The organism is Anaerostipes sp. Marseille-Q3525 (genome assembly GCF_018223505.1).
In the GTDB taxonomy this organism is placed as follows: Bacteria; Bacillota; Clostridia; order Lachnospirales; family Lachnospiraceae; genus Anaerostipes; species Anaerostipes amylophilus.
Map to the genome: position 1 here is coordinate 1 of NZ_JAGTTT010000040.1, position 13,425 is coordinate 13,425.

The 13,425-nt window shown below is 36.7% G+C and carries 11 protein-coding genes, 6 tRNA genes and 1 rRNA gene; 2 read left to right on the top strand and 16 right to left on the bottom strand.

Going from position 1 to position 13,425, the window contains the following annotated elements; translation table 11 throughout:
• Positions 1 to 200: 200 nt before the first annotated feature.
• From KE503_RS13110 to KE503_RS13120, 3 genes are all read right to left on the bottom strand, one after another.
• Entirely contained in the window at positions 201 to 611 is a 411-nt protein-coding gene (locus tag KE503_RS13110) for a MarR family winged helix-turn-helix transcriptional regulator (RefSeq protein WP_055197819.1), read from the bottom strand.
• 67 nt (positions 612 to 678) lie between these two features.
• The gene (locus KE503_RS13115; RefSeq protein WP_022374483.1) at positions 679 to 2,364 is read right to left on the bottom strand and encodes a phosphoenolpyruvate carboxykinase (ATP); all 1,686 of its coding nucleotides are present in this window, start codon (positions 2,362 to 2,364) and stop codon (positions 679 to 681) included.
• A 16-nt stretch (positions 2,365 to 2,380) separates the two neighbouring features.
• A complete protein-coding gene (locus tag KE503_RS13120; RefSeq protein WP_242852148.1) occupies positions 2,381 to 4,147 on the bottom strand; it encodes a DUF885 domain-containing protein in 1,767 nt (588 codons plus the stop codon).
• A 121-nt stretch (positions 4,148 to 4,268) separates the two neighbouring features.
• Between KE503_RS13120 and metG the strand changes: the two genes are divergently transcribed.
• Both metG and KE503_RS13130 read left to right on the top strand, forming a co-directional pair.
• Positions 4,269 to 6,239 (top strand): methionine--tRNA ligase, encoded by a 1,971-nt coding sequence (gene metG, locus KE503_RS13125; protein WP_055197799.1) that lies wholly within the window; start codon positions 4,269 to 4,271, stop codon positions 6,237 to 6,239.
• 111 nt (positions 6,240 to 6,350) lie between these two features.
• Positions 6,351 to 6,620: an AbrB/MazE/SpoVT family DNA-binding domain-containing protein gene (locus KE503_RS13130; RefSeq protein ID WP_008393791.1), complete on the top strand. Its 270-nt coding sequence runs from the start codon at positions 6,351 to 6,353 to the stop codon at positions 6,618 to 6,620.
• A gap of 331 nt (positions 6,621 to 6,951) precedes the next feature.
• On the opposite strand, the gene rsmI is transcribed toward KE503_RS13130, so the two are convergent.
• The 13 genes from rsmI to KE503_RS13195 all read right to left on the bottom strand — a co-directional run.
• Positions 6,952 to 7,797, bottom strand: coding sequence for a 16S rRNA (cytidine(1402)-2'-O)-methyltransferase (gene rsmI, locus KE503_RS13135; protein ID WP_212385485.1), 846 nt, complete (start codon positions 7,795 to 7,797; stop codon positions 6,952 to 6,954).
• A gap of 2 nt (positions 7,798 to 7,799) precedes the next feature.
• Positions 7,800 to 8,534, bottom strand: coding sequence for a tRNA1(Val) (adenine(37)-N6)-methyltransferase (locus KE503_RS13140; protein WP_022374705.1), 735 nt, complete (start codon positions 8,532 to 8,534; stop codon positions 7,800 to 7,802).
• The gene (locus KE503_RS13145; RefSeq protein ID WP_055197800.1) at positions 8,515 to 9,417 is read right to left on the bottom strand and encodes a PSP1 domain-containing protein; all 903 of its coding nucleotides are present in this window, start codon (positions 9,415 to 9,417) and stop codon (positions 8,515 to 8,517) included. Before KE503_RS13145 ends, KE503_RS13140 begins: the two co-directional genes overlap by 20 nt.
• The gene (gene holB / locus KE503_RS13150) at positions 9,411 to 10,403 is read right to left on the bottom strand and encodes a DNA polymerase III subunit delta' (protein ID WP_055197801.1); all 993 of its coding nucleotides are present in this window, start codon (positions 10,401 to 10,403) and stop codon (positions 9,411 to 9,413) included. The genes KE503_RS13145 and holB overlap by 7 nt, the downstream gene beginning before the upstream one ends.
• 6 nt (positions 10,404 to 10,409) lie before the next feature.
• Positions 10,410 to 11,036: a dTMP kinase gene (gene tmk, locus KE503_RS13155; RefSeq protein WP_055197802.1), complete on the bottom strand. Its 627-nt coding sequence runs from the start codon at positions 11,034 to 11,036 to the stop codon at positions 10,410 to 10,412.
• Positions 11,037 to 11,038: 2 nt separating this feature from the next.
• The gene (locus tag KE503_RS13160; protein ID WP_055197803.1) at positions 11,039 to 12,445 is read right to left on the bottom strand and encodes an aminotransferase class I/II-fold pyridoxal phosphate-dependent enzyme; all 1,407 of its coding nucleotides are present in this window, start codon (positions 12,443 to 12,445) and stop codon (positions 11,039 to 11,041) included.
• Positions 12,446 to 12,604: 159 nt separating this feature from the next.
• Positions 12,605 to 12,677: transfer RNA gene (locus KE503_RS13165), tRNA-Phe, on the bottom strand.
• Between the two features lie 24 nt (positions 12,678 to 12,701).
• A tRNA-Met gene (locus KE503_RS13170) sits at positions 12,702 to 12,775 on the bottom strand.
• A 12-nt stretch (positions 12,776 to 12,787) separates the two neighbouring features.
• A tRNA-Tyr gene (locus KE503_RS13175) sits at positions 12,788 to 12,869 on the bottom strand.
• Positions 12,870 to 12,917: 48 nt separating this feature from the next.
• A tRNA-Thr gene (locus KE503_RS13180) sits at positions 12,918 to 12,990 on the bottom strand.
• A 20-nt stretch (positions 12,991 to 13,010) separates the two neighbouring features.
• Positions 13,011 to 13,083 (bottom strand) — tRNA-Val (locus tag KE503_RS13185).
• Positions 13,084 to 13,102: 19 nt separating this feature from the next.
• Positions 13,103 to 13,176, bottom strand: a tRNA-Asp gene (locus KE503_RS13190).
• Between the two features lie 72 nt (positions 13,177 to 13,248).
• Positions 13,249 to 13,425, bottom strand: a 23S ribosomal RNA gene (locus KE503_RS13195); the annotation flags it as partial.

Consider the following 13,425-nt stretch of genomic DNA (forward strand, 5'->3'; position numbering starts at 1 on the left):
GAGGTTTTTTACTGTAAGCTTAAGCAATGCTGACTCACCGGCCTAGCCGGTGGTTTATTTGTTCATCAAAGTTCCGTTTCTCTTCTGAGAAACTCCACTGTGCTGAACAGGCTTAAAGCCTAACAAATCAAAAAAGATCCAGAGAGTACCATTCTCTGAATCTTTTATTATGCTTATCTCCTAAAAACTATACTTATAGTTTACATATGTTCCCGAAAATAGTCATGAAAATACTGCATAACCTTCACCAACAGATCCTGTTCCTGCTCATTTAACGTATCAAGCAGTCTCTGGATCATCTGTTTATGAAATTCTCTATGATGATTGTATGCTTTTCTCCCTTTCTCAGAAAGTGATATATAAACAACCCTTCGGTCTCTCTCCCCACGTTTGCGGATCACATATCCTTTCTTCAAAAGATTACTGATAGCGGTTGTAAGTGTCCCAACCGTAATATTTAAATCTCTAGCAATCGTTGACATATTCTTAGGTTTCTTAATCCCGATCGCATCAATAATATGCAGATCTTTATTTGAAATATCCTTAAACTCATCCGTGATCACGGCTTTCTCTTCTTCATACGAAATTCCGTGGAATAAGTCTACCACCATATTATTTAAACGATCCTTATCCAATTAATCCACCTCCTAAAAACAACGATTTAAGAGTATTATACCTTTAATTGTTGGAATTTTCCACTTCTAAATTGTGTGCTTCACCGATTACTTTTGCTAATGCTTCTTTCGCCTGTGTTGGCAGTGCATTGTATCCACCATCTTCTACGTCTTTCTCGAAGACAAAATTTAATCTGTCTGTCATTCTTGCTTTTAATGTCTCTACATAATTCATATCGCTGAAGTCTGAAACATATCCTTCCATCTCAAGCACTTCAATATCTGTAAATGGTCCCCACTGTTTGAATTCTCCAGTTTCTTCTACAACCTGTTCAATAGCAGAAATTGTTGTTGCAGGTTTGATATCTTTACCCATGAAATCGCCTGTATTGATGATATAGCAGTCCACATTTCTTTCTTTTACAAGTTTTCTAAATTTCTTATAGTCATTTACAAGAGGATATGTTCTAAATGGGTTTGCGTATGGTTCTACAACCAGACGGTTTGGATCAACTCCAGGAGCTAAACGTTCTGCACTGCTTCGTTTTGTTGCAAGTGTTGCTCCCATAACAGATGCTAAGGATGCTCCCTTGATCTTAACGATTGGTGGGATTGTTGGGTCTTTCATGATCCAGAAGATTGCATTTACTGGATCATTGATCTTATCTACACGGTTTGGTGACCATAATTTGGACTTAATCGCACGACCATTTCCGTTACGGATATCTTCTGTGACAAGAACGACTTTTCCTTCGCTGTCTCTTGTTGCTGAGCAGTTCTGTGCTGTTAACAGATATTTATTATCTGGGCATCCTGTTGGATAGTCTGCTGTCTTATCAAAATATGTTGGTTCCATTGCGATAGATGCACCTGTTTCTGTGTTGATGATAAATGCATCGTCATGCAGAACCTGAATTTCTTCGTATTTGTTATTATGTGTTGCATGTGTTAATGTGGATTTTCCGGATCCTGATAATCCGAAGAAAGATGCTACAAATTTTTCTCCGTTATCTAATTTGAATTCTTTCTGTCCACCATGGCAGGAAGCATATCCGTTACGGTTTGCGATCGCCCATGCGATTGTTAATGTACCTTTCTTATGTTCTCCAAAGTATTTCATACCAAGAAGTGCAGCACAGTTTGTATCTGTATTAAAATATGTTAATCCTAAAGGATGTTCTTCATGTGTCCACTGTGGGTCTGAGAAAATATAGATATCTGTCTCATCAGCAATTGGCTGTGAATTCTTATACATTTCATTGTATTTAGGATTCATATACTGGAAGTTTAACATCCATGAATATAAGATATTTTCTTCTCCTTCTGGAATTAAAAGATGTGCTTTTACCATAAATTCAGGATCTAATCCGATATATACCTGCGCATGATATAATGTCGTCCATCTTGTATCATAGATCGCATCCATCAGTTTCAGATCCAGATCATTTGTATCAACACCAGGTTCACTGGAAATTCTTCTTGCAGCCGCGCAGCGTCCAGTCACTGAGCCATCGTTAAATAACAGAACTTTGGAACCTTCATCTAAACCAATTGCTTCTGGTTTATATACTGGCATATCTGTAACGATCGTTCCAGGAGAATTCTTTGCTAATTCATAAGCCTGTTTTAAATCTGTTACCTCTACGACGTTGTTCCCATAAAATGCTGCTTCGATAATGGATCTTGTTTTTGAAAATCCAGGCTTTCCTTTTCCGATTTCTTCGTGTGTGTAATAAGCTTTTGTTGACATAAGTTACTTCCTCCATTCATAGGTTGCTTTCGATGCGCTTTCTCAAAATGTCAAAACTACATGGGCCTGCATCTAAAATCTCTGTGTGGTATGCTTTCAAGTTATATTGTTTTCCTGCCTTGTTCTTATAATCTTTCAAAAGCTCACAAAACTCCTGATAACCAATGTAATAAGACAAATAATTTGCAGGATTCTCGATGATCATCTGAAATAGTTCATCTGCCTGAGACTTCTCCATCCCAAATGATCTTAAATACGCTCTGACATCTTTCTTCTTCCATCCTTCATAATGAACTCCAAAATCGACTCTTGAACAAAGTGCCAGATTGTACTCGTACATCTCCATATTCATCTGCTGATAAATATCGCCATATCCTTTGGCATCATTCATCATACTGTAACTAAAACCTTCCACATAAGCTGCATATCCTTCTGAATATCCTGGATAATCAAGAATATAGCGTATCGGATCCTCACCTTTTGCCGCATAATAAACATTCTGATATAAATGCCCCGGATATCCCTCATGTGCTAAAGTCGGATACAACTCTGCAGTTTGTGCCTGATTTACATAAATCACATTCTCCTTGTAAGAATCGATTGCCGGCACCATATAGAACGCCGGACTAGTATATTCTTCCATGGTTTTGTGCACATATTTTATTTTACAGCTGACTTTTGGTGCCTTTGGATAATATTTTACCATCTTTTGCCTTAGTTTGTTAAGTACCTTTTGTGAATTTTGCACAATTTTAATATTTTTTTTAGATTTTCTATATCTATTTATGATATTAGGATACTTTTTTTGTAATTTTATAAGTTTTCGAAGACATTTTTCAATGGATTGGTCACTGATCTCAATCATTTCTTCCACTGTTTTATCTGATCCTGTCTTCTGTGCAACTAATGCTTTGTAATATTCTTTTCCATTTTTGTAGTAATACAGACCATTTTTATTTTGCCCATTTCCTTTTAGTGCTTGTAAATGAGAATATAATTTTTCGTAAGCTGGAATAACTTTTGTCCTTACTAGTTTCTTATTTTTCCTGCAGTATTTCTTTTTCTGTGATGCATTGATTCCTTTGATTTCTGCCATCCTTAAATTAAATGTTGCAACCAATATATTATTTTTATTTCGTTTTATAACGCTTTGAATCTGTTGCAATACTCCTCTTAGTGACTGATCTGATATAAATAAATTTCTCTTTACCTGTTCCTTACTATATTGGATCAATGAATTAAAATATCCATCCAGTCCTTGTAATAATCGAAAATAACTTTTGATATCTTTTTCGTTTTTTAGACGATATTCACTTAATGTCAATAGAATCTGTACCTGCTGCCCAGACGTTTTTCCAAGGATTCTCTCATAATAAGGATACATGGACAGATTTTTCTGTCTTTTTAAGTAATCCAACAAAATCATATATGTATTTTGTTGTTTTTTCGTTAATTCCTTTTGTTTGATTTTTTTTAATTTCTCAAGTTCTCTTGAAATTCTAATCTTTTCATTCAATATATTTTTTTCATTCATCACTGGGTAGAGATCTTGGGACTGTTTTACCCCATATTTTTCAGAATTTTCTAAAAGGTAGTGCTTTGTAATTTCATTTTCCGATGCACTTTCTCTAAAAAATGTCGTAACATACTGGTTAAATGCTTCTTGTGATGTATTCTTTGTCTGATCTTTTTTCTCTTTGATCAGGCTGTAAACTCCAAGAAATATCAGACAAATTCCGATCATGATCAATTTTATTCTGACCTTTTTTAATCTTCCTTCCAATTCCGTTTCTCCCTCCATATCACTGCCTGTTAATATCTTATTTTTTAAAGAAAAGAAATAGACTATCCGCTAAAGATGTACTATAATTAAAAGGATAGAATCAAGAAATCGGAGGAGCACTATGAGTAAGAAACCATATTATATTACGACTGCAATTACTTATACTTCCGGAAAACCTCATATTGGTAACACATATGAGATTATCCTGGCAGACAGTATTGCTCGATATAAAAGAATGGAAGGCTATGACGTATTTTTCCAGACAGGAACAGACGAACATGGTCAGAAAGTAGAATTAAAAGCAGAAGAAAAAGGTGTAACACCAAAAGAATTTGTTGATGATGTTGCTGGAGAGATCAAGAGAATCTGGGATCTTATGAATACTTCTTATGACCGCTTTATCAGAACTACTGATGAAGATCATGAGAAACAGGTTCAGAAGATCTTCAAGAAATTATATGAACAGGGAGATATCTACAAAGGTGAATATGAAGGTTTATACTGCACACCTTGTGAATCTTTCTTTACAGAGAGCCAGTTAGTCGATGGTAAATGTCCTGACTGCGGACGTCCAGTACAGCCTGCAAAAGAAGAAGCTTATTTCTTAAAATTAAGCAAATATGCAGACCGTCTGATCGAACACATCAATACACATCCTGAATTTATTCAGCCAGAATCCCGTAAGAATGAGATGATGAATAACTTCCTTATTCCAGGACTTCAGGATCTGTGTGTTTCAAGAACATCATTTTCATGGGGAATTCCAGTAGACTTTGATGAAGGTCACATCGTTTATGTATGGTTAGATGCATTAACAAACTATATCACAGGTATTGGTTATGACTGTGATGGAAACAGTTCAGACAAATTTAACAAGTTCTGGCCTGCAGATCTTCACCTGATCGGTAAAGATATCATTCGTTTCCATACAATTTACTGGCCAATCATCTTGATGGCACTGGATCTTCCACTTCCTAAACAGGTATTTGGACATCCTTGGTTACTTCAGGGCGATGGTAAGATGAGTAAATCTAAAGGTAATGTTTTATACGCTGATGATCTGGTTGACTTCTTCGGAGTTGACGCAGTTCGTTACTTCGTTCTTCATGAAATGCCTTTCGAACGAGATGGTGTGATTTCATGGGAATTAATGATCGAGCGTATGAACTCTGACCTTGCCAATATCCTTGGTAACCTTGTCAATCGTACAATCTCTATGTCCAACAAATATTTTGGCGGAATCGTAGAAGACAAGGGTGTTGTCGGAGATTATGATGATGATCTGAAAGCCGTTGTAACAGGTACAAGAGATAAAGTTGCTGAGAAGATGGCTGACCTTCGTGTTGCAGATGCAATAACTGAGATCTTTAACCTATTCCGCCGCTGCAACCGTTACATCGATGAAACAATGCCTTGGGTATTAGCAAAAGACGAAGCTTCTAAAGACCGTCTTGCAACTGTTTTATACAACCTTGTAGAGGGAATTACAATTGGTGCATCTTTATTATCATCATATATGCCAGAGACATCTGAGAAGATCTTTGCTCAGTTAAATACATCTATGGTTGAATTTGATAACCTTGCAACATTCGGAAACTACAAGAGTGGTACAAAAGTAACTGAAAAACCTCAGATCTTATTTGCAAGATTAGACGAGAAAGAAGTTATGGAGAAAGCCAAAGTCTTAATGGAGAAACAGGCTGCTTCTGTGAAAGCTGCAAATGCTGCCATCGAAGAAGATACTGTTATTGACATTGAACCAAAAGATGAGATCACTTTTGATGATTTCACAAAGATGCAGTTCCAGGTTGGTGAGATCATTGCCTGTGAAGAAGTAAAGAAATCAAAGAAACTTCTTTGCTCTCAGGTTAAGATTGGAAATCAGGTAAAACAGATCGTTTCTGGTATCAAAGCTTACTACAAACCAGAAGATATGGTTGGTAAGAAAGTTATGGTACTTGTAAACTTAAAACCAGCCAAATTAGCAGGAGTTCTTTCCGAGGGAATGCTTCTTTGTGCAGAAAATGAAAAGGGTGAATTAGCCCTTGTGACACCAGATAAAGATATGCCAGCAGGTGCTGAAATTTGTTAATTTTACTTACTTGTTCATTAAATTTTAGATAAATAAATAAATTGACAACCAGATTTTGGTATGCTATGGTTTAGTTATAAAATGATTGAAGACAATTAAGGAGGTTTACACATGAAAAGTACAGGCATTGTAAGAAGGCTTGACGAACTTGGAAGAATTACTTTACCGATCGAATTACGTCGTAACTTTGATGTGAACGAGCGCGATCCTCTTGAAATATTTGTAGATGATGACAAGATTATTTTAAAAAAATATAATCCTGCAGATATTTTTACTGGAGAAGATATGGATGATCTGATCGACTACAAAGGAAAGAAAGTCTCAAGAAAATCTATTATCGAATTAGCTAAGCTTGCAGGATTCGAAATTACTGAAGCATAATTTTTGAATCAAACAATAAATATAAGAAAGGCTGTCGTATTAATAACAACTAATACGACAGCCTATTTTCATTCATATTGTAATGCTCTTATTTTTACAAAGGAAGGTGTTCTTATGGGAATTACTATAAATTGACTGCTACATAAAAGTACACTTAAAAATTTAAAAATACTACTTTCCGTAGTTTTAACCGGTGGCGTACTGCGATCCTTTCTTCTTTTGGCTATGATCCTCATATAAAGGAGGAGCCCTACCATGAAAAAGAAGATCAAAGAGCTACGCGAAAAATATATTTTAAATCCTGCCCACTTTTATGTGGGCTATTTTTCTTTTATTCCTCTTCCAATAACTGCTGATAGATTTCTCTTTTACCAACACCCCGATCTTTTGCTACCAATTTCATCGCTTCCTTCTTAGAATGTCCCTGGTCCATATAATGTTTCATATGATCTTGCAATGGAATCTTTAAAAATTCTTCCTGACTTTCTTCTTTTAATTCTTTGAAAGATTTTCCCTCTATGATCATCACACATTCACCTTTTGGTGGGTTTTCTCTATGGTAGGCAAGGATTTCACTCAGTGTGGATTTAAAAACGCTCTCATGCTTCTTCGTGAGCTCTCGGCATAGTGTCATAGCTCTGTCTCCAAGCACTTCGTACAGTTCTTCTAATGTTCTTACAAGACGATGCGGTGCTTCATAGATAATCATCGTTCTTGTCTCATTTTCCAGAGAATCAATAATCTGTTTTCTCTCTTTTTTATCTGCCGGAAGAAATGCTTCAAAACAAAATCTTCTTGTTGGCTGCCCGGAAATGATCAATGCATTGATCAATGCACATGCCCCTGGTAAGGCTGTCACTGTGATTCCTGCCTCGTGACACTGTCTCACCAACTCTTCTCCCGGATCTGAAATTCCTGGTGTTCCTGCATCTGTGATCAGTGCAATATTTTTTCCTTCCTGCAATTGCTTTACAAGCACTTTTGCTTTCTCCACACGATTATACTCATGATAACTTGTCATTTTCGTCTTAATCTCAAAATGATTTAATAATTTGATGCTGTGTCTCGTATCTTCTGCTGCGATCAGATCAACTTCTTTTAATGTATTGATCACACGAAAAGTAATGTCTTCGAGATTACCAATCGGTGTCGCACACAGATATAATGTTCCACTCATACTTATTCCTCCGGATTCATTCCATAAATCTTATAAATTTCTTCTGTATATTTTCCTTCTTTTTCATAGACGATCAATGGAGGCTCTACCGTCATTCTTGACTTTCCACCTTTTACTGCTTCTAACAGAAATATATTCGGTTCTTTATCGATATATGGATGCACAAAACGAATTCTTTTAGGCTCCAATCCATCTTTTGACAACTGGCATAAAATTTCTGATAAACGAAATGTCCTGTGTACCAGAAATAATTTTCCTTTATTCTTTAAAAGCTTCTTCGCTGCTGCCGTAATATCCGCAAATGTACACAAAATCTCATGTCTTGCGATTGCTTTTGTCTCGGACGGATTCTTAAGTCCATGCTGCCCAATCATATATGGCGGATTCGATGTGATCGTATCAAAACTGTCATGTGAAAAAATCGCAGAAGCTTCTTTGATATCACCCTCCACGATCTCTATCTTATCTTCCAAATGATTTAATTTGACACTTCTTGCCGCCATCTCAGCCATCTCTGACTGTATCTCAAGCCCTGTAAGATGAGCAGCATTACTCTTTGCTTCCATCAAAATGGGGAGGATTCCAGTCCCCGTACCAAGATCCAGAACTCTCCCACCATTCTTAACTTGTGCAAAATCAGATAAAAGAACTGCATCCATTCCAAAACAAAATCCTTGTTCTTTCTGAATGATCTGATAACCATTGATCCCAAGATTATCAATTCTTTCTTTTTCCATGTCCTTTATTACATCCTTGATTCTTATTATTGCATCCTTTGCTGCAGCCTTGACATCCCTGTGGTTTCTTCTTTCTCATCACAAGATCATCAATCTTATATTCCTGAATTTCTTTATCTCCATTCTCATCTTCAACGATCAGTTTTACCTTTTGTCGAAGGACATCAACTCTCTGCACTTCCCCAAATACGCCATCTTTTGTCTTTAATTTCTCACCAATATTTGGAAGTTTACTGTTTAAATATTCGTAAGTTTCCTGTTCATTCTTAAGACAGCACATTAATCTTCCACAAACTCCTGAAATCTTTGTTGGATTCAAAGAAAGATTCTGTTCTTTTGCCATTTTAATGGAAACAGGTGCAAACTCTGATAAAAATGTATTACAGCATAACTTTCTTCCACAGATTCCCATTCCACCGAGCATCTTAGCTTCATCTCTAACACCAATCTGTCTTAATTCAATTCTTGTTCTAAACACTGCTGCCAGATCCTTTACAAGTTCACGGAAATCAACTCGTCCATCTGCTGTAAAATAAAACAGAACTTTATTATTATCAAATGTATATTCTGTTGATACCAACTTCATATCAAGGTTATGTTCTTTGATCTTTTCTAAACAAATCTGATATGCTTCTTTTTCTTTCTCCCTGTTCTTCTCTGCTCTTTCTTCGTCTTCTTTGGTTGCGATTCTTAAAACAGGTTTTAATTCATCTCCAATGCATTTTTCCTTTACCTGTCTTCTCTCAGAAACGACGGATCCAAATTCAATTCCTCGGGCAGTTTCCACGATGACATGATCTCCCGACCTCACCTGAAATTCTTTTGGATCAAAGAAATATATCTTTCCTGCAGTACGAAATCGCACTCCAACTACTTCTACCATACTTTACCATTCTCCTTTATCGTCACGAGCAGCATTTCAATTGCCACTTCAAAATTAACATTCGCGATTAGTCGTCTTCTAGCCTTCTCAACTTCATCAAGAATATGACTGATTCCTTCAAATGAAATATAAATCTCCTGATCTTTTAACTGGCGGTATTTATCTTTAAATACCAGCTGATTTAGTGATCCTGTTGTCTTAAGAATCAGCATATCACGATACCATACCATAATTATATCAAGGAAATCATAAATCTCATTCTTATATTTTGTCAGACTCTTAGCATAAGATACAACTTCATAGATTTCCATACTCTTCATATGTGTAATGACATTCATCGTATCATTTAACATATCTTTAAATTCTTCTGTCTCTAATACATGAAGTGCACGTCCAATATTTCCAAGTGAAAATGCTGCTGCAAATGCGATATCTGCATGACTTGCCCCTGTATTTGCCTTCAGATAATCTTCAATCTCATTCTCTCGGACACTTCCAAGTGTCATGGATACGCATCTTGACAGAATCGTATCTAACAGTCTGTCTTTATTATTTGTTAACAAAAAGATTACTGCATATGCAGGTGGTTCTTCCAAAGTCTTTAATAAAGCATTCTGGGCTCCTGCATTCATACGGTCTGCATCATCAATGATATAAATCTTATAATCACCACTATAAGGTTTGATATCGATTGTTTCATTGATTCCTTTTCGAATGTCATCAACACGAATTTCATACTTTTCATGAGTAATATAAATGACATCTGGATGATTTAATGAATCTACCTGCTTACATGCTGCACATTCACCACATCCATCTTTGTGTTCACACAGAAGTGCCTTTGCAACTGCCTTTGCGATCATCATCTTTCCGCTTCCATCTTCACCACTTAATAAATAAGCGTGGGAAACCTTTCCCGTCTTGATTGCTTCTTCAAAATGAGAAATTATTTTTTTATGTCCTATAATTGCATCAAAACTCTTCATACTACATCACCCTTTACCATGAAATTTTTTGTTGACCTGTGAAACGATCTGCTGATGAATCTCTTCAATCGGCAGGTTTCCGTCAACGGTGTAGATTCTCTCTGGATGCAGACTTGCAAGCTGTCTGTATCCTTCAACAACCTTCTTGTGAAAATCAATTGTCTCGCTTTCCATTCGATCAAGTTCTGCTTGTTTTTTCTTCCTTGAAATACCGGCTTCTGCATCCAGATCGATCATAATCGTCAGATCTGGCATCGTATCTCCAATTGCGAACTGATTTACTTCATAAACAAGATCAATTCCCATTCCTCTGGCAATCCCCTGATAAACTGCGGAAGATTCTACAAAACGATCACAGATCACAATCTTCCCATCTTCTAATGCCGGACGAATGACTTCTTCGATCAATTGAGCTCTGGCAGCTGCATAAAGCAGTAATTCTGTCATATGCCCCATCTCAGTGAATTCTTTGTTAAGGATCACATTCCTTACTGCTTCACTGATGGGAGTTCCGCCAGGTTCCCTACATACTATTATATCATAACCTTTAGCAGATAAGTAGTCTCTTAGTAATTCAATTTGTGTTGTTTTTCCAGCTCCATCTGGTCCTTCAACGGTCAAAAATAATCCCATGTTTATATCCTCTCATCTATTATGTAAATTTTATGGTTATCAAGTCCAATAACCTTCATATCATTTTGTTCATACTGGCTGATCTTATGAATCGCATGATCATCGATCACTTCCCCTGGCACAACTAACGGAATTCCTGGTGGATATAAGAAAACAAATTCCGCAGCGATCATACCTTCTGCCTGCTTATAATCAATCTGACAACGTTTTCTTCTCGTTGCTTCCTCTGGTTTCATTGCTTTTCGATTCTTGTGAAAATTCATTTTCTTAAAATTATTTTGTATATGATTTTTATTTTGTTTTTTCTCCAGATCGATCATCTGATCAATCTCTGTCATTGCTTCATACAGCCTATCATACCCTTCCTGTGTATCACATATACTTGTCATTGCAATCACATAATATAGTTCAGACATTTCCATTTCCAAGTGATACTGATCTCTCAAAATCTCAAATAATTTTTCTCCAGATATCATTGTATTCTTTACCGAAAATACAAGTTTTCCAATATCATCTGTTCGAACTAATTGGATATGTTGTAATTTTTCTAATTTTTCACGAAGTATCCACAATCGCTCACAATATTGTTGAAAATATCCACGATTTCCATCACAAATGTGGATACATTGTTCGATAGAGCTCATTAATACATATGAGGGACTGCTACTTTGAAAGATAGAAAGTTTCTTCTGCATCATTTCTTTTGAAACACAATCTGTGCATAAATGCAATAATCCTGTCTGTGTCATTGCTGGCAATGTCTTATGTAGACTCTGGATCACAATATCTGCTCCAGTACTTACTGCACTTTCCGGAAATGCCTCATGATAAATAAAATGAGCTCCATGTGCTTCATCTACGATCAATGGAATATCATACTGATGTAAAACATCTGAAATTCCTCGAATATCGGATACTCGTCCTTCATAAGTCGGAGAAACTAGTACCATCGCCTTGATCATCTTCTCTTCTTTGATAACTGCTTCTACCTGTTCTTTTGTAATTCCTTCACAAATTCCATCTTCATCAACTTCTGGGTAAATATAAACTGGATCCAATCCTAACAATTCAATCGCATGATACACTGACTTATGGCAATTTCTTGCTACTAATATCTTGTCTCCAATCTTACACAAGGCTGCAATTGCTGACAGATTTCCTGCTGTACTGCTATTAACTAAAAGATAACTTTCCTCTGTTCCATAAATCTGTTTTAAGTTATCCATCAAGTCACGAATCATCTCTTCTGGATGATGCAGATCATCAAATCCTGTAATCTCTGTGATATCAACCTTTGCAATCTCATCAAGTAATGGATCTATTTTTAAATTTCTTTTATGTCCCGGCATATGAAAAGGATATTCTTCTCCATATTGTAATTGTTTCAACTTGTCATAAATTGATGTCATTTTTTATCCCTTTGTAAACATATTTTTTCATTTTCATTATATCATACTTAATTCCTATTGAATAGGAATTAAAAAAAGAGTAAACTTTCGAATTTTTCATTCTTTCTAAAAGCTAACTCCTTGGATCTTCTTATAAATTTTCCCGCAAAATAAAAAAGATGCCCAGAGCCGGAATCGAACCAGCGACACGAGGATTTTCAGTCCTCTGCTCTACCGACTGAGCTATCTGGGCATAATACTTATTAAAAATAAAAAATTGCGGGAGCCGGATTTGAACCAACGACCTTCGGGTTATGAGCCCGACGAGCTACCAGACTGCTCCATCCCGCGATAATGATCAAATGGTTGGAGAAGGATTCGAACCTTCGAAGGCGGTGCCAACAGATTTACAGTCTGCCCCCTTTGGCCACTCGGGAATCCAACCATATATATTTAAACACCTAAATCAGAACTTAATCATGACTAGGTGTGAAGCCGTTGACCGGACTTGAACCGGTAACCTGCTGATTACAAATCAGCTGCTCTGCCAATTGAGCCACAACGGCATAGTTATTAAATTTAAAAGTGGGACCAATAGGACTCGAACCTATGACCCTCTGCTTGTAAGGCAGATGCTCTCCCAGCTGAGCTATGATCCCAATTATTCAAAAAATAAAGCGACCCGGATGGGAATCGAACCCACGACCTCCGCCGTGACAGGGCGGCGCTCTAACCAGCTGAGCCACCGGGCCTTATTTAATAAAGGATATACCTTCAAAACAACATACAAGAATCTTTCTACATCTTTTACACTCTAGCCTTCTTTGGTTAAAGCCTCGACCGATTAGTAACAGTCAGCTCCATGCGTTACCGCACTTCCACCTCTGCCCTATCTACCTCGTCGTCTTCAAGGGGTCTTACTACCTTTCGGTATGGGAAATCTTATCTTTAGGGGGGCTTCACGCTTAGATGCCTTCAGCGTTTATCCCTTCCAGACTTGG